General features: G+C 69.1%; 24 protein-coding genes and 1 pseudogene. 13 read left to right on the top strand and 12 right to left on the bottom strand.

Annotated features, from left to right (window positions below; translation table 11 throughout):
• Positions 1 to 6: 6 nt before the first annotated feature.
• Genes ABTW65_RS23920 through ABTW65_RS23900 form a run of 5 tightly spaced genes read left to right on the top strand, consistent with a single transcriptional unit; the run spans position 7 to position 4,032 of the window.
• Entirely contained in the window at positions 7 to 1,146 is a 1,140-nt protein-coding gene (locus tag ABTW65_RS23920; RefSeq protein WP_350664792.1) for a glutamate--cysteine ligase, read from the top strand.
• A 35-nt stretch (positions 1,147 to 1,181) separates the two neighbouring features.
• Positions 1,182 to 1,832, top strand: coding sequence for a methyltransferase (locus ABTW65_RS23915; RefSeq protein WP_350664791.1), 651 nt, complete (start codon positions 1,182 to 1,184; stop codon positions 1,830 to 1,832).
• Positions 1,833 to 1,849: 17 nt separating this feature from the next.
• Positions 1,850 to 2,785: an iron-containing redox enzyme family protein gene (locus tag ABTW65_RS23910; RefSeq protein ID WP_350664788.1), complete on the top strand. Its 936-nt coding sequence runs from the start codon at positions 1,850 to 1,852 to the stop codon at positions 2,783 to 2,785.
• Positions 2,782 to 3,003 (top strand): CDGSH iron-sulfur domain-containing protein, encoded by a 222-nt coding sequence (locus ABTW65_RS23905; protein WP_350664786.1) that lies wholly within the window; start codon positions 2,782 to 2,784, stop codon positions 3,001 to 3,003. The genes ABTW65_RS23910 and ABTW65_RS23905 overlap by 4 nt, the downstream gene beginning before the upstream one ends.
• A 12-nt stretch (positions 3,004 to 3,015) precedes the next feature.
• Entirely contained in the window at positions 3,016 to 4,032 is a 1,017-nt protein-coding gene (locus ABTW65_RS23900; protein WP_350664784.1) for a DNA topoisomerase IB, read from the top strand.
• A 27-nt stretch (positions 4,033 to 4,059) separates the two neighbouring features.
• On the opposite strand, the gene ABTW65_RS23895 is transcribed toward ABTW65_RS23900, so the two are convergent.
• The 3 genes from ABTW65_RS23895 to ABTW65_RS23885 all read right to left on the bottom strand — a co-directional run bounded on the left by ABTW65_RS23895 (position 4,060) and on the right by ABTW65_RS23885 (position 5,788).
• Positions 4,060 to 4,734: a DUF6766 family protein gene (locus tag ABTW65_RS23895; RefSeq protein WP_350664782.1), complete on the bottom strand. Its 675-nt coding sequence runs from the start codon at positions 4,732 to 4,734 to the stop codon at positions 4,060 to 4,062.
• 94 nt (positions 4,735 to 4,828) lie between these two features.
• Positions 4,829 to 5,224, bottom strand: coding sequence for a hypothetical protein (locus ABTW65_RS23890; protein ID WP_350664780.1), 396 nt, complete (start codon positions 5,222 to 5,224; stop codon positions 4,829 to 4,831).
• 9 nt (positions 5,225 to 5,233) lie between these two features.
• Positions 5,234 to 5,788 (bottom strand): Dps family protein, encoded by a 555-nt coding sequence (locus ABTW65_RS23885; protein ID WP_350664777.1) that lies wholly within the window; start codon positions 5,786 to 5,788, stop codon positions 5,234 to 5,236.
• 65 nt (positions 5,789 to 5,853) lie between these two features.
• Here ABTW65_RS23885 and ABTW65_RS23880 point away from each other — a divergent pair, with 65 nt between their 5' ends.
• Positions 5,854 to 6,315, top strand: coding sequence for a DUF3817 domain-containing protein (locus ABTW65_RS23880; RefSeq protein ID WP_350664775.1), 462 nt, complete (start codon positions 5,854 to 5,856; stop codon positions 6,313 to 6,315).
• A gap of 25 nt (positions 6,316 to 6,340) precedes the next feature.
• Here the strand turns inward: ABTW65_RS23880 and ABTW65_RS23875 are convergent, their stop codons facing one another.
• Positions 6,341 to 6,775 carry a winged helix-turn-helix transcriptional regulator gene (locus ABTW65_RS23875; RefSeq protein WP_350664773.1) on the bottom strand — a complete coding sequence of 145 codons (435 nt, stop codon included), beginning with the start codon at positions 6,773 to 6,775 and terminating at the stop codon, positions 6,341 to 6,343.
• A 101-nt stretch (positions 6,776 to 6,876) separates the two neighbouring features.
• On the opposite strand from ABTW65_RS23875, the gene ABTW65_RS23870 reads away from it, so the two are divergent.
• The 4 genes from ABTW65_RS23870 to ABTW65_RS23855 all read left to right on the top strand — a co-directional run bounded on the left by ABTW65_RS23870 (position 6,877) and on the right by ABTW65_RS23855 (position 10,156).
• Positions 6,877 to 7,572, top strand: coding sequence for an SDR family oxidoreductase (locus ABTW65_RS23870; protein WP_350664771.1), 696 nt, complete (start codon positions 6,877 to 6,879; stop codon positions 7,570 to 7,572).
• A 20-nt stretch (positions 7,573 to 7,592) separates the two neighbouring features.
• On the top strand, positions 7,593 to 8,384 hold the full coding sequence (locus tag ABTW65_RS23865; RefSeq protein WP_350664768.1) for a thioesterase family protein: 792 nt from the start codon (positions 7,593 to 7,595) through the stop codon (positions 8,382 to 8,384).
• Between the two features lie 65 nt (positions 8,385 to 8,449).
• Complete coding sequence (locus tag ABTW65_RS23860; RefSeq protein ID WP_350664766.1) at positions 8,450 to 9,616, top strand: acetyl-CoA C-acyltransferase; 1,167 nt, start codon at positions 8,450 to 8,452, stop codon at positions 9,614 to 9,616.
• A 6-nt stretch (positions 9,617 to 9,622) separates the two neighbouring features.
• Positions 9,623 to 10,156: a PaaI family thioesterase gene (locus tag ABTW65_RS23855; RefSeq protein ID WP_350664764.1), complete on the top strand. Its 534-nt coding sequence runs from the start codon at positions 9,623 to 9,625 to the stop codon at positions 10,154 to 10,156.
• Between the two features lie 15 nt (positions 10,157 to 10,171).
• On the opposite strand, the gene ABTW65_RS23850 is transcribed toward ABTW65_RS23855, so the two are convergent.
• Positions 10,172 to 10,726 (bottom strand): hemerythrin domain-containing protein, encoded by a 555-nt coding sequence (locus ABTW65_RS23850; RefSeq protein ID WP_350664762.1) that lies wholly within the window; start codon positions 10,724 to 10,726, stop codon positions 10,172 to 10,174.
• Positions 10,727 to 10,811: 85 nt separating this feature from the next.
• Positions 10,812 to 11,210, bottom strand: a complete 399-nt coding sequence (locus tag ABTW65_RS23845; RefSeq protein WP_350664759.1) for a DUF5709 domain-containing protein — start codon at positions 11,208 to 11,210, stop codon at positions 10,812 to 10,814.
• A gap of 120 nt (positions 11,211 to 11,330) precedes the next feature.
• Here ABTW65_RS23845 and ABTW65_RS23840 point away from each other — a divergent pair, with 120 nt between their 5' ends.
• Positions 11,331 to 12,626 (top strand): cation:proton antiporter, encoded by a 1,296-nt coding sequence (locus ABTW65_RS23840; RefSeq protein ID WP_350664757.1) that lies wholly within the window; start codon positions 11,331 to 11,333, stop codon positions 12,624 to 12,626.
• 1 nt (position 12,627) lies between these two features.
• Here ABTW65_RS23840 and ABTW65_RS23835 read toward each other — a convergent pair whose 3' ends face one another.
• The 4 genes from ABTW65_RS23835 to ABTW65_RS23820 all read right to left on the bottom strand — a co-directional run bounded on the left by ABTW65_RS23835 (position 12,628) and on the right by ABTW65_RS23820 (position 14,681).
• Positions 12,628 to 12,873, bottom strand: a complete 246-nt coding sequence (locus ABTW65_RS23835; protein ID WP_350664755.1) for a hypothetical protein — start codon at positions 12,871 to 12,873, stop codon at positions 12,628 to 12,630.
• Positions 12,874 to 12,901: 28 nt separating this feature from the next.
• Positions 12,902 to 13,474: a CGNR zinc finger domain-containing protein gene (locus tag ABTW65_RS23830; protein ID WP_350664753.1), complete on the bottom strand. Its 573-nt coding sequence runs from the start codon at positions 13,472 to 13,474 to the stop codon at positions 12,902 to 12,904.
• Positions 13,475 to 13,498: 24 nt separating this feature from the next.
• Complete coding sequence (locus tag ABTW65_RS23825; protein ID WP_350664752.1) at positions 13,499 to 14,104, bottom strand: pyridoxamine 5'-phosphate oxidase family protein; 606 nt, start codon at positions 14,102 to 14,104, stop codon at positions 13,499 to 13,501.
• 199 nt (positions 14,105 to 14,303) lie between these two features.
• Positions 14,304 to 14,681 carry a winged helix-turn-helix transcriptional regulator gene (locus ABTW65_RS23820; RefSeq protein ID WP_350664750.1) on the bottom strand — a complete coding sequence of 126 codons (378 nt, stop codon included), beginning with the start codon at positions 14,679 to 14,681 and terminating at the stop codon, positions 14,304 to 14,306.
• A 63-nt stretch (positions 14,682 to 14,744) separates the two neighbouring features.
• Between ABTW65_RS23820 and ABTW65_RS23815 the strand changes: the two genes are divergently transcribed.
• Positions 14,745 to 15,608, top strand: a complete 864-nt coding sequence (locus tag ABTW65_RS23815; RefSeq protein WP_350664748.1) for an SDR family oxidoreductase — start codon at positions 14,745 to 14,747, stop codon at positions 15,606 to 15,608.
• Positions 15,609 to 15,621: 13 nt separating this feature from the next.
• On the opposite strand, the gene ABTW65_RS23810 is transcribed toward ABTW65_RS23815, so the two are convergent.
• Positions 15,622 to 16,257, bottom strand: a complete 636-nt coding sequence (locus ABTW65_RS23810) for an isochorismatase family protein (RefSeq protein WP_350664746.1) — start codon at positions 16,255 to 16,257, stop codon at positions 15,622 to 15,624.
• Between the two features lie 107 nt (positions 16,258 to 16,364).
• Between ABTW65_RS23810 and ABTW65_RS23805 the strand changes: the two are divergent.
• A pseudogene (locus ABTW65_RS23805) lies at positions 16,365 to 17,237 on the top strand (GlxA family transcriptional regulator); the annotation flags it as partial.
• 47 nt (positions 17,238 to 17,284) lie between these two features.
• Here ABTW65_RS23805 and ABTW65_RS23800 read toward each other — a convergent pair.
• Positions 17,285 to 19,612: an FdhF/YdeP family oxidoreductase gene (locus tag ABTW65_RS23800; RefSeq protein WP_350664744.1), complete on the bottom strand. Its 2,328-nt coding sequence runs from the start codon at positions 19,610 to 19,612 to the stop codon at positions 17,285 to 17,287.
• Positions 19,613 to 19,616: the final 4 nt, after the last annotated feature.

The raw sequence follows: 19,616 nt of genomic DNA, 5'->3' as shown, positions 1-19,616 counted from the left end.
TGAGCAGTGAAGAGCCACTATTCGAGCAGTACCCATCACCAGCTCAGGACAGTCGGCGTCGAGGAGGAGCTCCTCCTCGTCGACGCCGAGACCGGTGCACCGCGATCCGTGGCCAGCGAGGTGCTACGGGTGGCGCGGCAGCACGGCGACACCGAGGTCGAAGCCGGTGAGGCCGGTGGCTCGGTGGGGCCGGAGATGCAGGAGCAGCAGGTCGAGACCGATACTCCGGCGGAGGAGTACCTCGGGCTCCTCGAGCAGGATCTGAGGCGGTGGCGCGACAAGGCGCGTGCGGCCGCAGCCGAGGCGGGCGCGCTGATCCTGGCCAGCGGCACGACCCCGTTGCCGGTGCATCCCCGGACCTTCGCCGACGAGCGCTATGCGGCGATGACCGAGCAGTTCGGGCTCACGGCCACCGAGCAGCTCACCTGCGGCTGCCACGTGCACGTCTCGGTCGACTCCGACGACGAGGCAGTCGGGGCGCTCGACCGGATCCGCACCTGGCTGCCGGTGCTGCTCGCGGTGAGCGCCAACTCGCCCTTCTGGCAGGGCGGCGACTCCGGCTACGCGAGCTACCGGTCGCAGGCGATGACCCGGTGGCCGACGAACGGTCCGACCGAGATCTACGGCAGCGCGCAGGCGTACGCCGATCATCTGCGCCGGCTCCTCGAGACAGGGGTGCCGCTCGACGAGGGCATGGCGTACTTCGATGCCCGGCCGTCGCGCCACTATCCGACACTCGAGGTACGGGTCGCCGACGTCTGCCTCGACTCTCGCGACGCCGTGCTCGTCGCCGCGCTGGCGCGGGCGCTGGTCGAGACCGGCGCCAGAGAGTGGGCCGAGGGCCGGCCGCCCGATCCTGTTTCGGTGGCCGTGCTCCGGCTCGCCATGTGGCAGGCCGGCCGGCACGGGATCACCGGCGATCTCCTCGACCCGAGGACCCACCGCCCGAGGCCGGCGCGTGAGGTGGTGGAGAGCCTGCTCGAGCACATCGGCCCGGCGTTGCGTGACAGCGGAGACCTGGTGCGCGTCGAGAAGGGCATCGGCCGGATCTTCACCAGCGGCACCGGCTCCTCGACCCAGCGACGGATCCGCGATGAGGAGGGTCGCCTCGACCGAGCAGTGGTCCGGCTGGCCGAGCTCACCTGAGTTTTCCCACCCCTGAACAGGAGGCACCTGCTGTCATGATCCGCTTCGGTCATCTCGACATCGACTTCGACGATCGCGTGCTCACCCCGCGTACCTGGACCGTGCGTCAGTCCGAGTGGGCGGCCAAGCTGGCGGCGGAGCTGCCGGACGGGCCGATGCTCGAGCTGTGCTCCGGCGCCGGCCAGATCGGCCTGCTCGCGGCCGCTCTGACCGGCCGCCGCCTGGTCTGCGTCGACGCCGATCCGGTCGCATGTGAGTTCGCCCGTGCCAACGCCGAGCGCGCCGGGCTGGCGCACCTGGTCGAGGTACGCGAGGGCAGCATGGATCACGCGCTGGACCCGGACGAGCGTTACTGGCTGGTGATCGCGGACCCGCCGTGGGTGCCCACGGCCCAGGTCGAGCGGTATCCCGAGGACCCGCTGATGGCCATCGACGGCGGCGCCGACGGGATGCTGGTCGCCGAGAGGTGCCTGGCGACGACCGCCCGGCACCTCTCCCCCGGCGGCGCGGCCGTCCTCCAGCTCGGCACGACCGAGCAGTCCGATCGCGTGCTGGAGCTCGTCGAGGGCAGCGACCTGACGATCGAGGAGGTCCGCGACTCGCCGGGCGAAGGAGTGCTCGTGCACATCGCCCGGGCACCGCGGCCGAGCATGTCGGATCCGGCTGTCGGGTACCGGACGGCGTGAGGGAAAGGTGGGCCTAGATGCTGCCGAAGTCGCGTGGCACCCTGAGTGCCGCTGTGTTCACCGCGCTCCAGAGCGGCGCCACCGCTGATCTGGAGCCGACTCCGGAGTCAGCGGAGGACGCCCAGATCGCTCTATGGGCGCTCTACGAGCTCCACTACCGGGGCTTCGACGAGGTCGATCCGGACCTCGAGTGGGACGCGGACCTGCTGCATCTGCGCCGCGGTCTGGAGAGGTCGTTCGAGTCCGAGCTGCGTGAGCGCTGGGAGCACAGCGGCTTCCAGGACGATCGCGAGCTGGACCTGCCGGGGCTCGTTGCCCGGCACGACGGACCGTCGCTGGCGCGGTTCGTGCAGCGCCGGGCCGACCGGGAGCAGGTGCTCGAGATCCTGAAGCACCGCTCGCTCTACCACCTCAAGGAGGCCGACCCGACCAGCTGGGTCCTCCCCCGGCTCGACACCCGGCCCAAGGCCGCGATGATGGAGATCCTCTTCGACGAGTACGGCGACGGCGACCCGAACCGGCTCCATCACCACCTGTTCCGCCGCGGCATCGAAGCGGCCGGCCTGCGTACCGACCACGCCTGCTACGTCGACGAGGCGCCGGTCGAGATCCTCGAGATGAACAACGCACTGTCGCTGTTCGGGCTCCACCGTCGGCTCCGCGGAGCGGCGCTCGGCCATTTCGCGGCGTTCGAGTCGACCAGCTCGGTGCCTTCGCGGCAGCTCGCCCAGGGGCTACGCCGTCTGGATTTCCCCGACGAGATGGCGGCCTACTACGACGAGCACGTCGAGGCCGACTCCGTGCACGAGCAGGTGGCCGTACGCGACGTGTGCGGCTCGTTCGTGGAGGAGAACCCGAGCGAGCGTGACCAGGTCTTCCTCGGTGCGTTCACCTGCCTCGACCTGGAGGCTCGTTACGCCCGGACGATGCTCGACCAGTGGGGTGCCTCATGACCGACTTCGAGCACCCCTCGATCGTGCTGTGTCCGGCCGGGCCGATGCTGCTGCGCGGAAAGCACGAGATCCAGGACGCCGACGGGGAGGTCCACCACACGGTGCGCCCGGTCAGCGCGGTGTGCATGTGCGGCGGGTCCGCGATCAAACCCTGGTGCGACGGTACGCATCGGCTGCTGGCCGCGAAGGCGCGCGACAGCGACGAACCCAGCCGGTGAGAGGAGCCCCTGGTGGTTCGACTTCGTCGGGTCTCGACGGAGGAGCCGGGGTGGACCCGCCGTCGCGCCGGCCGCGGCTTCGTGTACCTCGACGACTCCGGTGACAGGTTGCCGGACGACGCGATCGAGCGGATCCGTGCCCTGGCCATCCCTCCCGCCTGGGAGGACGTCTGGATCTGCCCTCGCGAGAACGGGCATCTTCAGGCCGTCGGGACCGATGCGGCCGGCCGCCGCCAGTACCTCTACCACCCCGACTGGCGGGCGAAGCGCGACCAGGAGAAGTTCGAGCGGGTGCTGGAGCTCGGGGCCGTCCTGCCCCGCGTACGCGAGCGGACGGAGCGGGATCTCACCACCACCGGGATGAGCGATGCCCGAGCATCAGCACTCGCGGTGCGGATGCTGGACCTGGGGTGCTTCCGGATCGGCAGCGACGCCTACGCCGACGAGAACGGTGGCTTCGGCCTGACGACGCTGGAGCGTCGCCACGTACACAAGCGGGGCGACGCGTACGTCTTCGACTTCACCGGGAAGTCCGGCGTCCACCACTCCATCAGCATCGACGACCCGCTCTCGGTGGAGGCGATCGCGCAGCTGCGCCGCCGCCGCGCCGGCTTCGAGGAGCTCCTCGCCTACCGCCAGGGCCGGCGCTGGCAACGGCTGACGCCGGCCATGGTCAACGACTACATGCGCGAGCTCAGTGGCCTGGAGGTGTCGGCGAAGGACTTCCGGACCTGGCACGCCACCGTGCTCGCGGCGCTCGCACTTGCCGAGGACCCGCACGCTGCGGGGCGCTCGACCCCGACCGCCAGATCTCGCCGCAAGCAGCAGGTCGCCGCGATCAAGGAGGTCGCGGAGTACCTCGGGAACACACCGACGATCGCTCGGAGCTCCTACGTAGACCCGCGGGTGCTCGAGCTGCACGAGCAGGGCTGCACGATCCGCGTACGCGACGGCGTGAGCAAGGACCCGCAGGCGCGCCAAGCCGCGGCCGAGCGCGCTGTCCTGCGCCTGCTGACGCAGGACAGCTGAGGCGCCGGCCCCGGCGTAGGTCCCGGTTCAGCCCTCGACCCCGGTGGCGTCGTGCGACGCACCCACCGGCTTGCTCTCCGGCGATCCACGTTGCCTGAGGTAGATCGCGAACACCGCCATGGAGCCCACCGCCAGTAACTCTGACTGCCAGTTCTGGAGGGTGCGAGCCCAGAAGTCCGAGTGCATCAGATAGCTGCCCCACGGGATCGGGTCGCGGAGCTGCTGCAGCCTGGACTCGTTGTACGAAGCCCACCCCGACACCGACTGGACCAGCCAGGACACCAGGAAGATGGCCCCCATGGTCATACCGAGGGACCGGGAGTAGAGCGCGGTCCGCAGGCCGCCGACCCGGGCCAGCTTGGGCGAGTCGGCACGGGCGTACGCTCCGACCTTCTGTTGCTCGTCGGACTCCTGGCCGGCGTCCTTCAGAGGCTTGGACTCCGGGGAGCCTCGTTGCACGAGCCAGACCGTGAGCAAGATGAAGAGCAGGAACTGGAGGTACTCGCTCTGCCAGTTCTCCGTCACGTCCACGGCGAAGCTCGCCGAGGTGAGATACCGACCCAGCGAGATCTGGTGCAGGCCCTCCGCGAACAGCTCGTCGTTCAGCTGGTGCCAGCCTGCGAATGCCTGGCCGACGAGGCTGGCCAGGAAGAGCGCCCCGAAAACGAGGCTGAGGGAGTTCTCCTTCAGAAACCGGCGCATCGGTGCTCCTCACACGTGTCTCAGGGCGATGATCAGCGAATAGAGCAGCCCGACGCAGATGACCGTCAGGTAGACGACATACATGACTCGCATCTCAGCCTCCGTGCAGAGCGCAGTCGTAGGGCTTGGGGCGCTGCGGCGTACAGCCGGCCGCGAACATCCGCCACCCGTCGGCGAACCGGGTCAGGAACAGGGTCTCGCCCTGGTAGCGCACCTCGGCCATGGTCCCGAAGACGTCTACGCCGTCGGGCGCACCCGGATCGGGCAGGTCCTCCTCGGCCAGCGCGCCGTCGCAGGGCTTCTTGGCCGAGGACTCCAGCTCGGATCGCGTCTCCGGAGCCAGCAGCGCACACGCCTGCCCCCAGTCCTGGGCGGCGACCGCGTCATAGAACGAGGCGGCGCTGTCGCGCACCGCCTCATCCTGACCCGTGCCGCATCCGGTGAGGACCATCGGGAGGAGCAGCGCCAACGCCGTGAACCACCACCGCATGCGGACCCCTCAGTCGTGGGCGGCTCGTGCCGCGCCCGCCTCCGTGGCCTCACCGCTGGTCTGCAGCTGACCGCCCTGGTCCTCCAAGTGGGCGCGGACGAACCAGTGGAAGAGCTCGAGCTGCTCGACCTGGCCGATCAGGATGTCCTGGGTCACCAGGTCGATGTCGTCGAGGGTCTTGATCGCCTCTCGGTAGGAGCCGATCACGCCCTGATAGGTGACGTCGAGCGCGGCAAGGTGCTCCTGGGTGGTGGCCCGGCCGATGCTGTAGTCGTTCCACTCCCGCTCCTCGACCAGCGCGCCCGGGGTGCCTCGCGGGGCACCGCCCAGGGTCGCGATGCGCTCGGCGAGCGCATCGGCCATCGCGCGTACGGCGTCGACCTGCGGGTCGATCATCTGGTGGACCGCGATGAAGTGGGGTCCCACGACGTTCCAGTGCACGTGCTTGAGGGTGAGCTGGAGGTCGTTCGTCGCATGAAGGCGCGACTGCAGCAGGCCGATGGTCGTCCGCGCAGCATCCTCGTCGAGGCCCGGGATCGTGTAGTGCAGCTTGTCGGTCGTCATGCCGCAACCGGTACCCATAGCCGCCCGATTCATACAAGTACACGGGTGCGAATAAACTTCTCCGCGTGTCCGCACTTCTGAGCTCGCCGTCTCGTGTCTACCGGATCGTCGCCACTGCCGAGGCGGTGACCTGGGCCGGCCTGCTCAGCGGCATGTTCCTGAAGTACGTCACCAAGACGACCGAGCTGGGAGTCAGCATCTTCGGGATGCTGCACGGGATCGTGTTCATCACCTACTGCGTGACCACGATCGTGATCGCGATCGACCAGCGCTGGTCGCTGGGCCGGCTCGTCGCCGGCCTCGCCTCCTCGATCCCGCCGTTCCTCACCCTCTGGTTCGAGCGCTTCGCCGAGCGCCGCGGCCTGCTCGCCCTGGCGTGGCGGCTGATCGACGAGTCCCCCACCCGGCCGCTCGAGCGTCCGCTCGCGTGGCTCCTGCGCAACCCGGTCCGCGGCCTGGCCGCCGGCCTCGCGAGCGTCGCCGCGCTGACCGTGGTCGCGCTCATCGCCGGGCCGCCGGTCGGCTGAGCCCTGGCCGCACCGCGCGGCCCGATCACGTCGCGGCGTTGACCATCTCGATCTCGCCGCGACGTACGACCTCCCCGCAGGCCTTGCAGGCCAGCACGGGGTGGAACTCCGCGCCACAGGAGTGCTCGAACCTCGCCGGCGGGCCATCCTCGCCCGCCAGGTGACGGTCGCCGAACTCGCGCATCGTCTCGATGATCGGCGCGAGCGAGCGTCCGAGGTCGGTCAGGTGGTACTCGAACCTCGGCGGGCGCTGCTCGTACTGGACCCGGGTCACCAGTCCATGCGCCTCGAGCCTGCGTAGCCGGTCGGTGAGGATGTCGCGCGGGCCGCCCGTGAACCGGGCGATCTCCTCGAACCGGCGACTCCCGAGGAACAGCTCGCGAACGACGAGCAGGGTCCATTTGGAGCCGACGAGCTCGAGCGTCCGCGCCACCGAGCACTCACGTACCTGCGTCATCATGGTTCGATCCTAATCGAGTTGGAAAACCAAACCAACCCGAGTACGTTGGAAAAACCAACTCATCACGGAGCGGCGCCCCCGCCCTCGAACAGGAGAACCACATGCCCACTCTCGCGAACGCGGTCGTTCTGGTGACCGGAGCGAACGGCGGCCTCGGCACACACTTCGTCAACCAGGCGCTGGAGCGCGGCGCCGTGAAGGTCTACGCCGCGGCCCGCAAGCCCCGCGAGTGGAACGACCCGCGCATCGTGCCGCTGAAGCTCGACGTGACCGACCACGCCTCGGTCACCGAGGCGGCTGCGGCGGCCGGAGACGTCACGGTCGTCATCAACAACGCCGGCGCCTCCAACGGCTCCAGCGTGACCGGTGACCTGAGCGCCGCTCGCGACCTCTTCGAGACCAACTTCTGGGGAGCGCTCGACGTCACGACCACCTTCCTGCCGTCGCTGCGTGCCAGCAAGGGTGTCGTGCTCAACGTGCTCTCGGTGCTGAGCTGGTACGGCGTCGGCGACGCCTACAGCGCCACCAAGGCAGCGCTGTGGTCGGCGACCAACACCCAGCGTCTCGCGCTGGCGGGCGACGGCATCCATGTCGCGTCGCTGCACCTGGGCTACACCGACACCCCGATGACGGCCGGCATCACCGACCCGAAGAACGATCCGGCCGACGTGGTCCGCAGCGCGTACGACGGCCTCGAGGCCGACGCGTACGAGATCATCGCCGACCAGATCAGTGCCGACGTCAAGGCCGGTCTCGCGCAGCCGATCGAGGCGCTCTACCCGCAGCTGGCCCGCTGACCCACGCACAGGAGACGCTGATGACCCTCGACTTCGACGCCTTCTACCTGCCGACCGACGAGGACGGAACGTACGAGTCGACCCCGGCGACCGCCAGCCCCTGGGACCAGTCGTTGCAGCACGGCGGCCCGCCCGCTGCCCTGCTGGCCCGGGCGATCGAGTCCGTACGCTCCGACCCGGCCCTGTCCATCGCCCGGTTCACGGCCGACATGCTCGGCGGCATTCCTCAGGGAACCATGCGCGTCGAGGCGAACGTGGTCCGCCCGGGCCGTCGCGTCGAGCTCATCGAGGCCTCGCTGTGGGCCGGTGACCGGCTCGCGGTCAAGGCGAGCGCCTGGCTGATCCGGGCCACGCCGGGGTCGACCCGCGAGCACTGGCGTGAGGAGAAGGTTCCCGCCATCCCGGCGGCCTCCTCCGAGCGCTTCTTCGACGGAGTCAGCCCCGACTGGGGCTACGGCCGCGCCATCGACTGGCGGTTCATCAGCGGGGGCTATGAACCCGGTCCGGCGACGGTGTGGGCGCGCCTGCGTGTCCCGCTGGTTGCCGGTGAGCAGGCCTCCCCCGTGCAGCGTCTTCTCACCCTGGCCGACTCCACCAACGGCCTGTCCGGCTCGCTGCCGATGAGCTCGTGGTACTTCATCCCGCCGACCGTGACCGTCACCATCGAGCGGCCGCCGGTGAGCGAGTGGATGCTGCTCGACGCCCGCAGCACCATCGGCCCGGACGGTATCGGCCTGGCCCAGGGCGACATGGCCGACGAGCACGGCACCTTCGCCAAGGTCGCGCAACCCCTGATGGTCGCGCCTCGCTGAGCCCCGCTCCAACACGTTCCCACCCAGTTCGCCAACCGCCGCTTGAACCGAGAAAGAAGACCACCATGCCGAACGCCTTCATCATCGATGCCGTCCGTACGCCCGTAGCAAAGGGCAAGCCCGGCGGCGCCTACTCCGAGATCCACGCCGTCGACCTCCATGCGCACACGCTCGCCGCGCTGGTCGAGCGCACCGGCATCGACCCGGCCGTCGTCGACGACGTGATCAGCGGCGCGGTCGGACAGGTCGGCGAACAGTCGGGCAACACCGCCCGCTGGGCCCTGCTCGGGGCCGGATTCCCGGAGTCGGTTCCCGGCGTCACCGTCGACCGGCAGTGTGGCAGCTCGCAGCAGGCGCTCCACTTCGCCGCACAAGGCGTGATCGCCGGAGCGTACGACGTGGCCATCGCCTCCGGCGTCGAGTCGATGAGCCGTGTCCCGATGGGGTCGCAGTTCGCAGGCAAGGACTTCTATGGCAGCAAGGTGAACGCCCGCTACGACGGCGGCCTGGTCCTCCAGGGCATCTCGGCCGAGCTGATCGCCAACAAGTGGGACCTCTCCCGCACCGAGCTGGACGAGTTCGCCGCGGAGTCCCACCAGCGGGCCGCGGCGGCATGGAAGGACGGACACTTCGACTCGCAGGTCACCTACGTGAACGACCTGCGCATCGACGAGACGATCCGCCCCTCATCCACGGCCGACTCGCTCGCGGGTCTTCGGCTGGCCTTCAAGGACGAGAACTCCGTGGCCAGGTTCCCCGACATCGACTGGCGCGTCACGGCCGGCAACAGCTCGCCCATCAACGACGGCTCCGCCGCGCTTCTGGTCGCCTCCGAGGAGGCCGCCACGCGCCTCGGTCTGACCCCGCGGGCGCGGGTCCACTCGTTCGCGGTCGCCGGCGACGACCCGATCTTCATGCTCACCGGCATCATCCCCGCGACCCAGAAGGTGCTGGCCCGCGCCGGACTCTCCATCGACGACATCGACGCCTTCGAGGTCAACGAGGCGTTCGCCTCCGTCGTACTCGCCTGGCAGAAGGAGACCGGTGCCGACCTCGCCAAGGTCAACATCAACGGCGGCGCCATCGCCATCGGGCACCCGCTGGGCGGGTCGGGCGCCCGACTGATGACCACGCTGCTGAACAATCTCGAGCAGACCGGCGGCCGCTACGGGCTGCAGGTCATGTGCGAGGCCGGCGGACTGGCGAACGCCACGATCATCGAGCGGATCTGAGCCGCCATGACCCAGGACACGACCCAGAACACGACCTCCGAGCAGTCCCGAGCGGTGCGCGAACGCACCTACTCATGGGCCGATCCACAGCTCTTCGCCACCGCCGCGAGGGAGCTCGACGGGCTCGACTTCTTCAAACAGCTGGGAGACGCCGAGCTCCCGCCGCCGCCCATCAACGCGACCCTCGGCATGGCCCTGGTCGAGGTCAGCGACGGTAGGGCCGTCTTCGAGCTCACGCCCGAGGAATGGCACTACAACCCGATCGGCACCGTTCACGGCGGCATCCTGGCGACCCTCGCGGACTCGGCTCTCGGGTGTGCGGTCCACACCAAGCTCAAGGCGGGCACCGGCTACACATCGCTCGACCTGACCATCAAGTTCACCCGCGCGGCCACGCTCGACAGCGGCACCCTCACCTGCGTGGGACGCGTCGTCACCATCGGACGCCGCGCCGCGACCGCCGAAGCCGAGATCACCGACCAGACAGGCCGCGTCATCGGTCACGCGATCGCGACCTGCCTGATCATGTCAGGAAGCTGACGGCTTCCGCTGCCGTCAGCTGTCAGCGTGCTGATCGAGCGTGCGCTTCAGGTCCTCCTTGCCCTTCTCCCCGACGGGGATGTCGGCGTTGGCGGCCTGGCGGCGCAGCTCGTCACGGGTGATGTCCTGGGGCATCTCGCCGAGGTGCTCCTGCCGACTCTTCAGGAAGGCCTTGCCCAGCTCGGCTCGGCGGGCGTCGTCGAGACGGTCGCGCATGCCGGGCAGCACGGTGCTCTCCTCCTCCTCGACGTGGTGGCTGACCGCCTCGACCACCTCGGCCAGCTTGTCGCCGTACTCCTTTGAATAGGGGTCGCACTCGCTGAGCTCGGCGAGGAGGCGGTCTGCCAGCAGGTGCTCCTCCTGGCTGTGCGCGACGTCCTCCGCCTCCCCCGCCTCGTCCCGGGCGACCGGGTAGACCTCGGCCTCCTCGGCGCGGCTGTGTGCGGCCAGGAGCGTCACCAAGATCGGGGTCAGCCCGGCGCGTACGTCCGGATCTCGCTGAAGCTTCTCGAACAGGCTCTCCACCTCGCGGTGGTCCTGCATGATCAGGTCGGTCACGTCTTCGGACACGGCAGCTCTCCTCTGTGTTGAAAGGGATCCGGCGTTGGAAGGGATCCGGCCGTCCACCGGTACCCCCGAAGACGCAGGATCAGCCTCAGTCAGGGGGCTCGTCGACGACGTGCACGGCTGCTTCCTCGGCCGAGGCGCCGGCCCCGTCGATCCCTTCGTCGTGCCCGATGAGCGTCCCTTCATCGTCCTCGCGCACGCCCTCGTCGGGGCTGGTGAGCCGACCGGCACGTGCCTCGCCCACCTCCCCGGTCACCGGCCCGTCCAGGATGTCGGCGTCGGCCTCGGCCTCGGCCTCCTCCCAGACCTCGGGCTCCTCCTGAGCGCGCCGTTCGTCGATGGTCTCCCCCTCGATCTCCTCCCGAGGCGTCACGCCCTTCGCGGTGACACCGCGCGGCCGCTCGGGCGGCGAATAGCCCTCGTCCAGGACATCGTCGACACCACGGTCGTCGAGCGTGTCCTCCGGCTGAAGCTGCTCTTCACTCATGACTCGACCGGTAACCCCCGACACGACCTCCCATGCTCCACGGATGGGTTGGTTCGTACGTAATCTGGTTCAGGGAGGCCGTGCTGGACCTGCAACGCGACGGATCGGGGCGACGTAGCTATGACTGCCGACCTTGCCTACGTGGTGATCGGTGCCAGCCTGTTGCTGGCCATCGTGCTTCCCGACCTCCTCAACCGGTGGGCGATCTCGGCTCCGATGGTGCTGGTCGGGGTCGGGATGCTGATCGGGCTCACGCCGCTCCCCGACGGTCTGCCACTGGACCCGCAGACCAACCGGGTCGCGATCGAGCATGCCTCCGAGCTGGTCATCATCGTGGCGCTGATGGGGGTCGGCCTGGCGCTGGACCGACCGCTCGAGCTCCGCGATCCGAGGACCTGGCGCCGGTGGTCGTCGACCTGGCGGCTGCTGGCGATCGGGATGCCGATCACCATCGCCGCCATCGCGCTTCTCGGGTGGGCCGCCGGCCTGGCCCCCGCTGTGGCGATACTCCTGGGCGCGGCGCTGGCGCCCACCGATCCGGTGCTCGCCTCCGACGTCCAGGTGGCGGGTCCGCAGACCGGTGACCACGAGGTCGATGAGCGCGACGAGCTCCGGTTCACCCTCACCTCGGAGGCGGGCCTGAACGACGGTCTCGCCTTCCCGTTCGTGTACGTGGCGATCCTGCTCGCCACCGAAGGAGCGGTCTCGAACTGGGCTCTGGAATGGGTCGGCTTCTACCTGGTGGCCAAGATCGTGATCGGCGTCCTCGCCGGGCTGGTGGTGGGGAAGGTCCTCGCGTACATCGCGTTCCGGTCCAGCAGCCGGTCCCTGCGCGTGGCCGAGCGTGGCGAGTCGCTGCTCGCCCTCGCGGCTCTGATCGGGTCGTACGGCGTCGGCGAGGTTCTCGGCGGCTACGGATTCCTCTCCGTCTTCGTCTGCGCCATGGCCTTCCGTTCGGCCGAGCGCTCACACGACTACCACGCAGCCATGCACGAGGTGGCCGAGCGGCTCGAGCGCCTGCTGACCCTCTTCGTCCTGCTCATCCTCGGCATCGCGCTCACGCGAGGTCTGCTCGAGGCTCTCGACTGGCGCGGGATCGCCATCGGGCTGGCGCTGATCCTGGTGGTGCGTCCAGCGGCGGGGATCCTGGCCCTCGCGCCGTGGCCGGGCCGAGGAGAGCGCAGGTCACCTCTCACCCGGCACCAGCGGTGGGCCACGGCGTTCTTCGGGGTCCGCGGGGTCGGGTCCGTCTACTACCTCGCCTACGCCGCCGGCCAGGACGAGGCGCTGGCTCAGGACTGGCTGTGGTCGACGGTCGCCTTCACCATCGTCGCCTCGGTGCTGATCCACGGAGTCCTCGCCACCCCGGTCATGGCACGCGTCGACCCCGCCGAGGGAAGACGGCGACATCCCTAGGTCAGGCAGGGCCGCCTTCACCGCTGTCGGCGGCGAGCAGGTCGACGTCGACGTCCTCCTGACGCGAGATCCGGTCCGTCACGAGCTCCTGCTGCTCCTCGGTGAGCGTCACGCCGGCCTCGTGCAGCGCCTTGGCCAGCTCGTCCCGGATGGTTCCCTCGGGCGCGGTCTCCTGCCATGCGTTGACTCGTTCGACCACACCTTGGAGTGCCTGTACGCGAGCTTCGTCCTGGTTCATCTCAGTCATGCGCAGGCGGTACCCGGCCTGGTCGAGGTCATGCAGAGTCGCGCTTGCGCTGGTAGTGCCGCGCGACGCGGGCACGGTTGCCACACTCCGCCGAGCACCACTCCCGCCGTGAATGGCTCCGGTCGAAGTAGAGGACGCACCCGGGTCCGCCACAGGCCCGCAGCCCCTGCCCGGCCAGCAGGTCTGCCCCCTCAAGCGCCATCGCGGCGAGATCCCTCCGGAAGGAGCTGGCACCGACCTCCCGCCAGCCGCGGCTGAAATCCTGACCCGACTCGTGGCGTAGCACCGGCGTGCAATCCGCAAGGAAGCGGTTCGTCACGGCCAGCGCCGTCTCGGTGTCGACGACCGCGCTCACCGCTCCTCGGCGATCGTCGTGCGTGGCGTCGGCGGCGAGCCGGCGCAGCGCATCCCGGAGCTCTCTGGCCAGGTCGAGGTCGGACTCGTCGACCTCACCGTCGCCGACGCCTGCCCGCTCCGCCCACCGTTGTAGGTGAGCGAGCGTCTCGAGCGAGTCATGGACGGTTGCCCGATCGGCCCAGACGGTGTTCATCAAACGCACCGCCTTCGGCTGCGTCAGATAGAGGACAGGTACGTCGTCCATCGCAACAACCTCCTCATCCGGCATCTAGGAACGACTGGAGTCTTCCACGCCGACGGCGCTGCCCGCCCTCGCCTCGGCGAGCTCGGCCTCGAGCCGCGCGACCTGCCCGGCCAGCTCCTCCACCGTGTTCCTCACCACGTCGAGCGGAACCAGCTTCGGAATGTGCTGGCGACAGTTCCAGTCCAGCGCCTCGATCTCGATCAGCACGGCGCGTTCGACCTTCGCCGGGTAGTCCGGAGGAACGAGCGACGCGACCAACGCAGCATCGTCCTCAGGCTCGACGACGCGCGCTCGCCCGAAGATCTTCATCCTGGCCTGGTGCAGGTAGTCCATGAGGAAGAGGGAGACCCGCTCGTCGTGGTCCACGTTGCCCCGAGTGATGTACTGCCGGTTCCCGCGGAAGTCCGCGAACCCCAGTGTCTGCTCATCGAGCACGCGGAGGAAGCCCGGCGGCCCGCCACGGTGCTGGACGTACGGCCAGCCGGTCTCACTGACCGACGCGATGAAGAAGCTGTCCCGGGACTGGATGAAGTCCGCCTCATCGGCGCCGAGACGATCGGAGCCATCCCCTGAGGCAGCCATCCGCGCGTACGCGTCGGCACTCCCGTGGGCGGCTTGGTGGCTGGTCACGAGGGGCGTGAAAGCCACCTGCGCGTAATGCCCGGTCATGCGGCGGGCCGTCCTGAAGTCGCATCGATCAGGAGGAATCGGTTCATCGTGTTCTTCCCTTCGGGAGCCGCCAATGAGGCAGGCAGCATCTAATGCTTACACAGATGCGAAGCATTAGATCCGCATGGGTATTCCCCCGCGGCAGGAATCGCCCGCCCAGCTAGGCGCGGGGTCGTCCATTCGCCGGAGGCTGGTCCGGCATGGACACCAAAGCTGAGACGGGCGCGGCGATTCCCCAGTCGTACATCGCATCCAGCACCGGGCGCAGCTGCCAGCCGAGCGGGGTCAGTTCATAGACCACCCGCGGCGGGATCTCTGCGTACGCGGTGCGGGTGACGATCCCGCGAGCCTCGAACAGACGCAGTCGATTGGTCAGCGTATGGGCGCTGATCCCGGGAAGGGCGGCTCGCAGCTCACCGAACCGGTGCGGGCCGTGCATGAGCTCCCGGACGATGAGCGTCGCCCACGGACCATCGAAGAGCATCAGGAAACGCGACACTCCGCACTCGGGAAGCTCTGGAAGCTCGATCTCTGACATTTCTTCACACTAACCCAATAGTGCAGTTGACGTAACTGGTGCACTATATGCACCAATAGGCCCATGACCTACATCATCCACGGCGCCACCGGCGCTCAGGGCTCCCCCGTCCTCGCCGCAATGCTCGCCGCCGAGAAGCCGGCCGTGGCCGCCGTACGCACTCAGGACGCCCTACCGGACGGCGTCGCCTCGGTTGCCGTCGACCTCGCCGACGCCGGCTCCCTCGCCGAGGCGTACGCCGGCGCGGACGGCGTGTTCGTCCATCTCCCGATGGGGCCACCCGAGCAGTCCCTGCAGTACGTAGAAGCGATCGCGACCGCTGTCGCCAAGGCACGGCCGACCCGCGTGGTGATCTCCACCAGCGGCCAGATCGTGGACCAGCCAGGCTCTCCCCTGCAGGCCCCCGACGACAGCCCGATCGCGACGCTCATCCGCCGGGTGAGCGACACCGGCGTCTCGACCGCCGTCGTCGCCACCCGCCTCTACCTGGAGAACCTGCTCCTGCCCGTGGTCTCCGGCCCCGCGAAGCTCGATGGCGTGCTCCGCTATCCGCTCCCGGCCGCGTTCGCGACGTCGTGGATCTCGCACCGTGACGTCGCCGACGTCGTGGTCCGGCTGCTCACCGACCACTCGACCGCAGGCGTCGTCGCGGTCGGCGCCCTCCCCGGCCTGACCGGCCCCGACCTGGCCGCAGCCTTCACCGGACAGCTCGGCCGAGAGATGGCCTACGAGGCGATCACACCCGAGACGTTCGGCGAGCTGATCTCCCCGCTCTTCGGGCCTGAGGCCAGCGCCCCCGTCGTCGGCCTCTACCAGGCGCTCAACACCCAAGAAGGAAACTCCATCACCTCCGACAACAGCGCCCAGAAGCTTCTCGGCATCCAGCCGCGAACCGTGGCGGCCTGGCTCGCTGACGTCTCCCTCTGACCGGCCCGAGTCCTCAGCCGGCGAAGGCGGCGCGGCCCTGCATGGCGGAGGTGCCCAGGTCACTCTTGGGGAGCGGCGTCTGAGCGGTCACCGCTGCCTTCCAAGCGTCGGTGCTGGCGACTGCGGCGAAGTTGGAGTGCAGGAGGACGAGCAGGGTCTGGTGCAACTGGTCGGCCGAGACCTTGCCTGCCTCGTTGGCCAGGTGGATGGCACCGCTCGCGTCGGAGAGGATCTCGGCGGCCAGGCCGAGCTCCTCGGCGCCCACCGCCGTGGCGATGTCGCAGTTGTTGGTCATGAAGCCGACGATGGTGACGGTGTCGACGCCCTGCTCGGCCAGCCACGCGGCGACGTCTGTGCCGGCGAAGACGCTGCTCTTGTCCTTGGTCACGCGCTTCCAGGAGGGCTTGACGCGCCGCTCGATCTCGGGGTGCAGGGACCAGCTGGGGCTACCGGTGGCGAAGACCGGAGCACCCTCGGGCAGCTCGTGCTGGACGACGACGACGGGCAGGTTCTCGCGATCGGCGACGTCGAGCGCGGCCAGGATGTTGGCGAGCGCCTGCTCCCGGTCTGGTGACTGGATCTGCAGGATTCCGTCGAAGTACTCCTGCTGGACGTCGACGACGATCAGGGCGCGGCGGGGCGTGGTCATGGCTGGATTCCTCTGTTCGGTGGCATTGGCCTTCCCCTTCACTCTGGCCGCTGCGCGGCGGTATCGTGAGTGGCACAAATGACGACTTACGATGAGATCGGGCCAGGATGCGCATCGCCGTACACGCCTTCGACGGCATCACCATGTTTCACCTCTCCGCACCGTTGATGGTCTTCGGCGAGGTCGGCCGCCTGGGCCTGGCCGAGGGATGGGATCCCGTGGTGTGGACCGAGGACGGGCGCGGCGTACGAACGGCCGAGGGGCTGCGAGTCGACGACGTCGCGGGCCCCGATGTCGTCGAGGACGCGGATCTCGTGGTCCTGCCGTCGTGGCCGAGCGACCTCCCGCCGGCCAGTGCCGCCCTGACCGGCAGGATCCGCGCCGCGCAGACGCGGGGCAGTCGAGTCGCAGGCCTGTGCCTCGGTGCGTTCCCCGTGGTCGACAGCGGCGTCCTCGACGGAAGAGATGCCGTCACCCACTGGGGCGCGGTCGACGAGCTGGCCCGCCGGCGCCCGGCCGTCACCGTCACTCCGGCGGCGCTCTACCGGGACCACGGTGACGTACTCACCTCAGCCGGCACGGCATCGGCCATCGACGCCTGCCTGTCGATCGTACGCACGCACCTCGGCTCCACCGCGGCAGCCACCGTGGCCCGCCACCTCGTGGTCGCGCCCCACCGCGAGGGCGACCAGGCCCAGTACGTCGACCGTCCGATGCCCGGGTCAGGAGGCGTGGGCGACCTCGGACCGACGATCGACTGGGCCCTCGCCCACCTCGACGAACGACTCCACGTCGATGACCTGGCAGCCCGCGCCCGGATGAGCCGGCGCAACTTCACCCGCCGCTTCGCCGAGGTCACCGGGACCACGCCCGCGCGATGGGTCCTGACCCGCCGCCTCGACGAAGCGCGCCGTCTTCTCGAGACCACGACCTGGCCGATCACCCGCATCGCCGGGGCCTGCGGGTTCAGCAGCGCCGTGACGTTCCGGCAGAACTTCGCCACGGCATTCGCGACCACGCCCACCTCCTACCGCAGGCGGTTCGCCCCCTCTGCCGATACGGCGATCTCGAGTCGCACCACGACGCCCTTCGAGGTCGGGGTGTTGCTGCCCTCGGCAACGCTGTCGAGCGGCACGAGCACGTTGGTCTCCGGATAGTACGCAGCCGCCGAACCCCGGCTCGCCGGATAGGCGACGAGCGTGAACCCAGGGGCGCGCCGCTCGACACCGTCCTCCCAGACCCCGACGATGTCGACGCGGTCACCGTCGGCCAGACCCAGCTCGGCGATGTCGACCGGGTTGACCATCACGACGCGGCGGGCGTTGTGGATGCCGCGGTAACGGTCGTCCATGGCGTACGGGATGGTGTTCCACTGATCGTGCGAGCGCAGCGTCTGCAGGATCAGATGACCCGGCGGGGCCTGCAACCACGTCAGGTCGTTGCGCGTGAAGACGGCCTTGCCGCTGGGCGTGCGATAGACACCGGAGTTGACCGGGTTCGGGAGAACGAAGCCGGTCGGATTCTTGATCCGCTCGTTGAAGTCCTCGAACCCCGGCACCACTCGGGCGATCCGATCGCGGATCCGGCCGTAGTCCGCCTCGAAGTCCGCCCAGCGGATGCCGTACCGGCCGCCGATCGTGGCCTGTGCCAGGCGCGAGATGATCGCGACCTCGCTGAGGAGATGCTCCGAGGCGGGCTGGAGCTTGCCGCGGGTGGCGTGCACGGAGCTCATCGAGTCCTCGACGGTGACGAACTGCTCACCACTGGACTGGACGTCGATGTCGCTGCGACCCAGCGTGGGCAGGATCAGCGCGGTCTCCCCGACCACCGTGTGCGAGCGGTTCAGCTTGGTGGAGACCTGGACCGTCAAGCGACAGTTCCTCAGTGCGGCCTCGGCGACGTCGCTGTCCGAGATCGCCCTGACGAAGTTGCCGGCGACGCCCACGAAGACCTTCGCCTTCCCGTCTCTCATCGCTCGCACGCCGTCGACCGAGTCGTAGCCGTGCTTGCGCGGTGGGTCGAACCTGAACTCGGCACCCAGTGCGTCGAGGAAGGAGTCGGGCATCTTCTCCCAGATGCCCATCGTCCGGTCGCCCTGCACGTTGGAGTGACCGCGGACCGGACACACCCCTGCCCCGGGCTTGCCGATGTTGCCCCGCAGCATCAGGAAGTTGACCACCTCCCGGATCGTCGGCACGCCGTGCTTGTGCTGGGTCAGTCCCATCGCCCAGCAGACGATGACCGATCGACTGGCCAGCACCTGCTCGTGGACCGCCTCGATCTCCTCGCGGGTCAGACCGGTGGCCTCGAGCGCCGCCTCCCAGGTGATCGTGCGGGCGTGCTCGGCGAAGGCGTAGAACCCAGTCGTGTACTCCGCGATGTACTCCCAGTCCAGTACGCCGCCACCCTCGGCGCGGTCCGTCTCGAGCAGACGGCGGTTGAGCATCTGGAACAGCGCGAGGTCGCCGCCGGGGCGGATCTGGAGGAACTGATCCGCGATCTGGGTGCCCCGGCCCACCACTCCGCGGGCATTCTGCGGGTTCTTGAACCGCATCAGTCCCGCCTCGGGCAGCGTGTTGACCGCGACGACCCTGCCGCCCCGCTGTTTGGTCTCCTCCAGCGCAGACAGCATCCGCGGATGATTCGTGCCCGGGTTCTGGCCGACCACGAACACGAGGTCCGCGTTGTAGATGTCGTCGAGCTGGACGCTGCCCTTGCCGATCCCCAGCGTCTCGCTGAGCGCCGAGCCGCTCGACTCATGACACATGTTCGAGCAGTCGGGCAGGTTGTTGGTGCCGTACGCGCGGGCGAAGAGCTGGAGCAGGAAAGCGGCCTCGTTGTTGAGCCGGCCCGAGACGTAGAACATCGCCTCGTCGGGAGAGTCCAGGCCGTTGAGCTCCTGAGCGATGATGTGGAACGCGTCCTCCCAGGTGATCGGCTCGTAGTGCGTCGCACCTGGCCGCTTGACCATCGGTTCCGTCAGCCGGCCCTGCTGGTTGAGCCAGTAGTCCGACTTCCCGTCCAGCTCCGAGACCGGGTGACGCGCGAAGAACTCGCGCGTCACCCGGCGCGACGTCGCCTCGTCGGCGATGTGCTTCGCACCGTTCTCGCAGTACTCGTTCCGGTGCCGGTGACCCGGCTCGGGCCACGCACACCCCGGGCAGTCCATCCCGTCGGCCTGGTTGAGGTTCAACAGCGTCAACGCCGTACGCCGCACCGATGTCTGCGTCAGCGAATACTCGATCGCCTTCCGCACCGCCGGCACGCCGGCAGCCCAGGTCTTCGGCTCGGTGACACTGAGTGCCTCCACCGGCTCTTCCACGGAGTACGCGCCGTCCGCGTCTCGCTTCACCACACCC

This window comes from Nocardioides sp. NPDC127503, from assembly GCF_040302165.1.
Classification (GTDB): domain Bacteria; phylum Actinomycetota; class Actinomycetes; order Propionibacteriales; family Nocardioidaceae; genus Nocardioides.
This window is presented reverse-complemented; position numbering and strand designations above follow the sequence as displayed.

Bases quoted from the DNA above. Each gene is read 5' to 3' on its own strand.
- ABTW65_RS23915 (WP_350664791.1), top strand. From the start codon at position 1,182: ATGATCCGCTTCGGTCATCTCGACATCGACTTCGACGATCGCGTGCTC.
- ABTW65_RS23910 (WP_350664788.1), top strand. From the start codon at position 1,850: ATGCTGCCGAAGTCGCGTGGCACCCTGAGTGCCGCTGTGTTCACCGCG.
- ABTW65_RS23905 (WP_350664786.1), top strand. From the start codon at position 2,782: ATGACCGACTTCGAGCACCCCTCGATCGTGCTGTGTCCGGCCGGGCCG.
- ABTW65_RS23895 (WP_350664782.1), bottom strand. From the start codon at position 4,734: ATGCGCCGGTTTCTGAAGGAGAACTCCCTCAGCCTCGTTTTCGGGGCG.
- ABTW65_RS23890 (WP_350664780.1), bottom strand. From the start codon at position 5,224: ATGCGGTGGTGGTTCACGGCGTTGGCGCTGCTCCTCCCGATGGTCCTC.
- ABTW65_RS23885 (WP_350664777.1), bottom strand. From the start codon at position 5,788: ATGACGACCGACAAGCTGCACTACACGATCCCGGGCCTCGACGAGGAT.
- ABTW65_RS23875 (WP_350664773.1), bottom strand. From the start codon at position 6,775: ATGATGACGCAGGTACGTGAGTGCTCGGTGGCGCGGACGCTCGAGCTC.
- ABTW65_RS23870 (WP_350664771.1), top strand. From the start codon at position 6,877: ATGCCCACTCTCGCGAACGCGGTCGTTCTGGTGACCGGAGCGAACGGC.
- ABTW65_RS23865 (WP_350664768.1), top strand. From the start codon at position 7,593: ATGACCCTCGACTTCGACGCCTTCTACCTGCCGACCGACGAGGACGGA.
- ABTW65_RS23860 (WP_350664766.1), top strand. From the start codon at position 8,450: ATGCCGAACGCCTTCATCATCGATGCCGTCCGTACGCCCGTAGCAAAG.
- ABTW65_RS23855 (WP_350664764.1), top strand. From the start codon at position 9,623: ATGACCCAGGACACGACCCAGAACACGACCTCCGAGCAGTCCCGAGCG.
- ABTW65_RS23845 (WP_350664759.1), bottom strand. From the start codon at position 11,210: ATGAGTGAAGAGCAGCTTCAGCCGGAGGACACGCTCGACGACCGTGGT.
- ABTW65_RS23840 (WP_350664757.1), top strand. From the start codon at position 11,331: ATGACTGCCGACCTTGCCTACGTGGTGATCGGTGCCAGCCTGTTGCTG.
- ABTW65_RS23835 (WP_350664755.1), bottom strand. From the start codon at position 12,873: ATGACTGAGATGAACCAGGACGAAGCTCGCGTACAGGCACTCCAAGGT.
- ABTW65_RS23830 (WP_350664753.1), bottom strand. From the start codon at position 13,474: ATGGACGACGTACCTGTCCTCTATCTGACGCAGCCGAAGGCGGTGCGT.
- ABTW65_RS23820 (WP_350664750.1), bottom strand. From the start codon at position 14,681: ATGTCAGAGATCGAGCTTCCAGAGCTTCCCGAGTGCGGAGTGTCGCGT.
- ABTW65_RS23815 (WP_350664748.1), top strand. From the start codon at position 14,745: ATGACCTACATCATCCACGGCGCCACCGGCGCTCAGGGCTCCCCCGTC.
- ABTW65_RS23810 (WP_350664746.1), bottom strand. From the start codon at position 16,257: ATGACCACGCCCCGCCGCGCCCTGATCGTCGTCGACGTCCAGCAGGAG.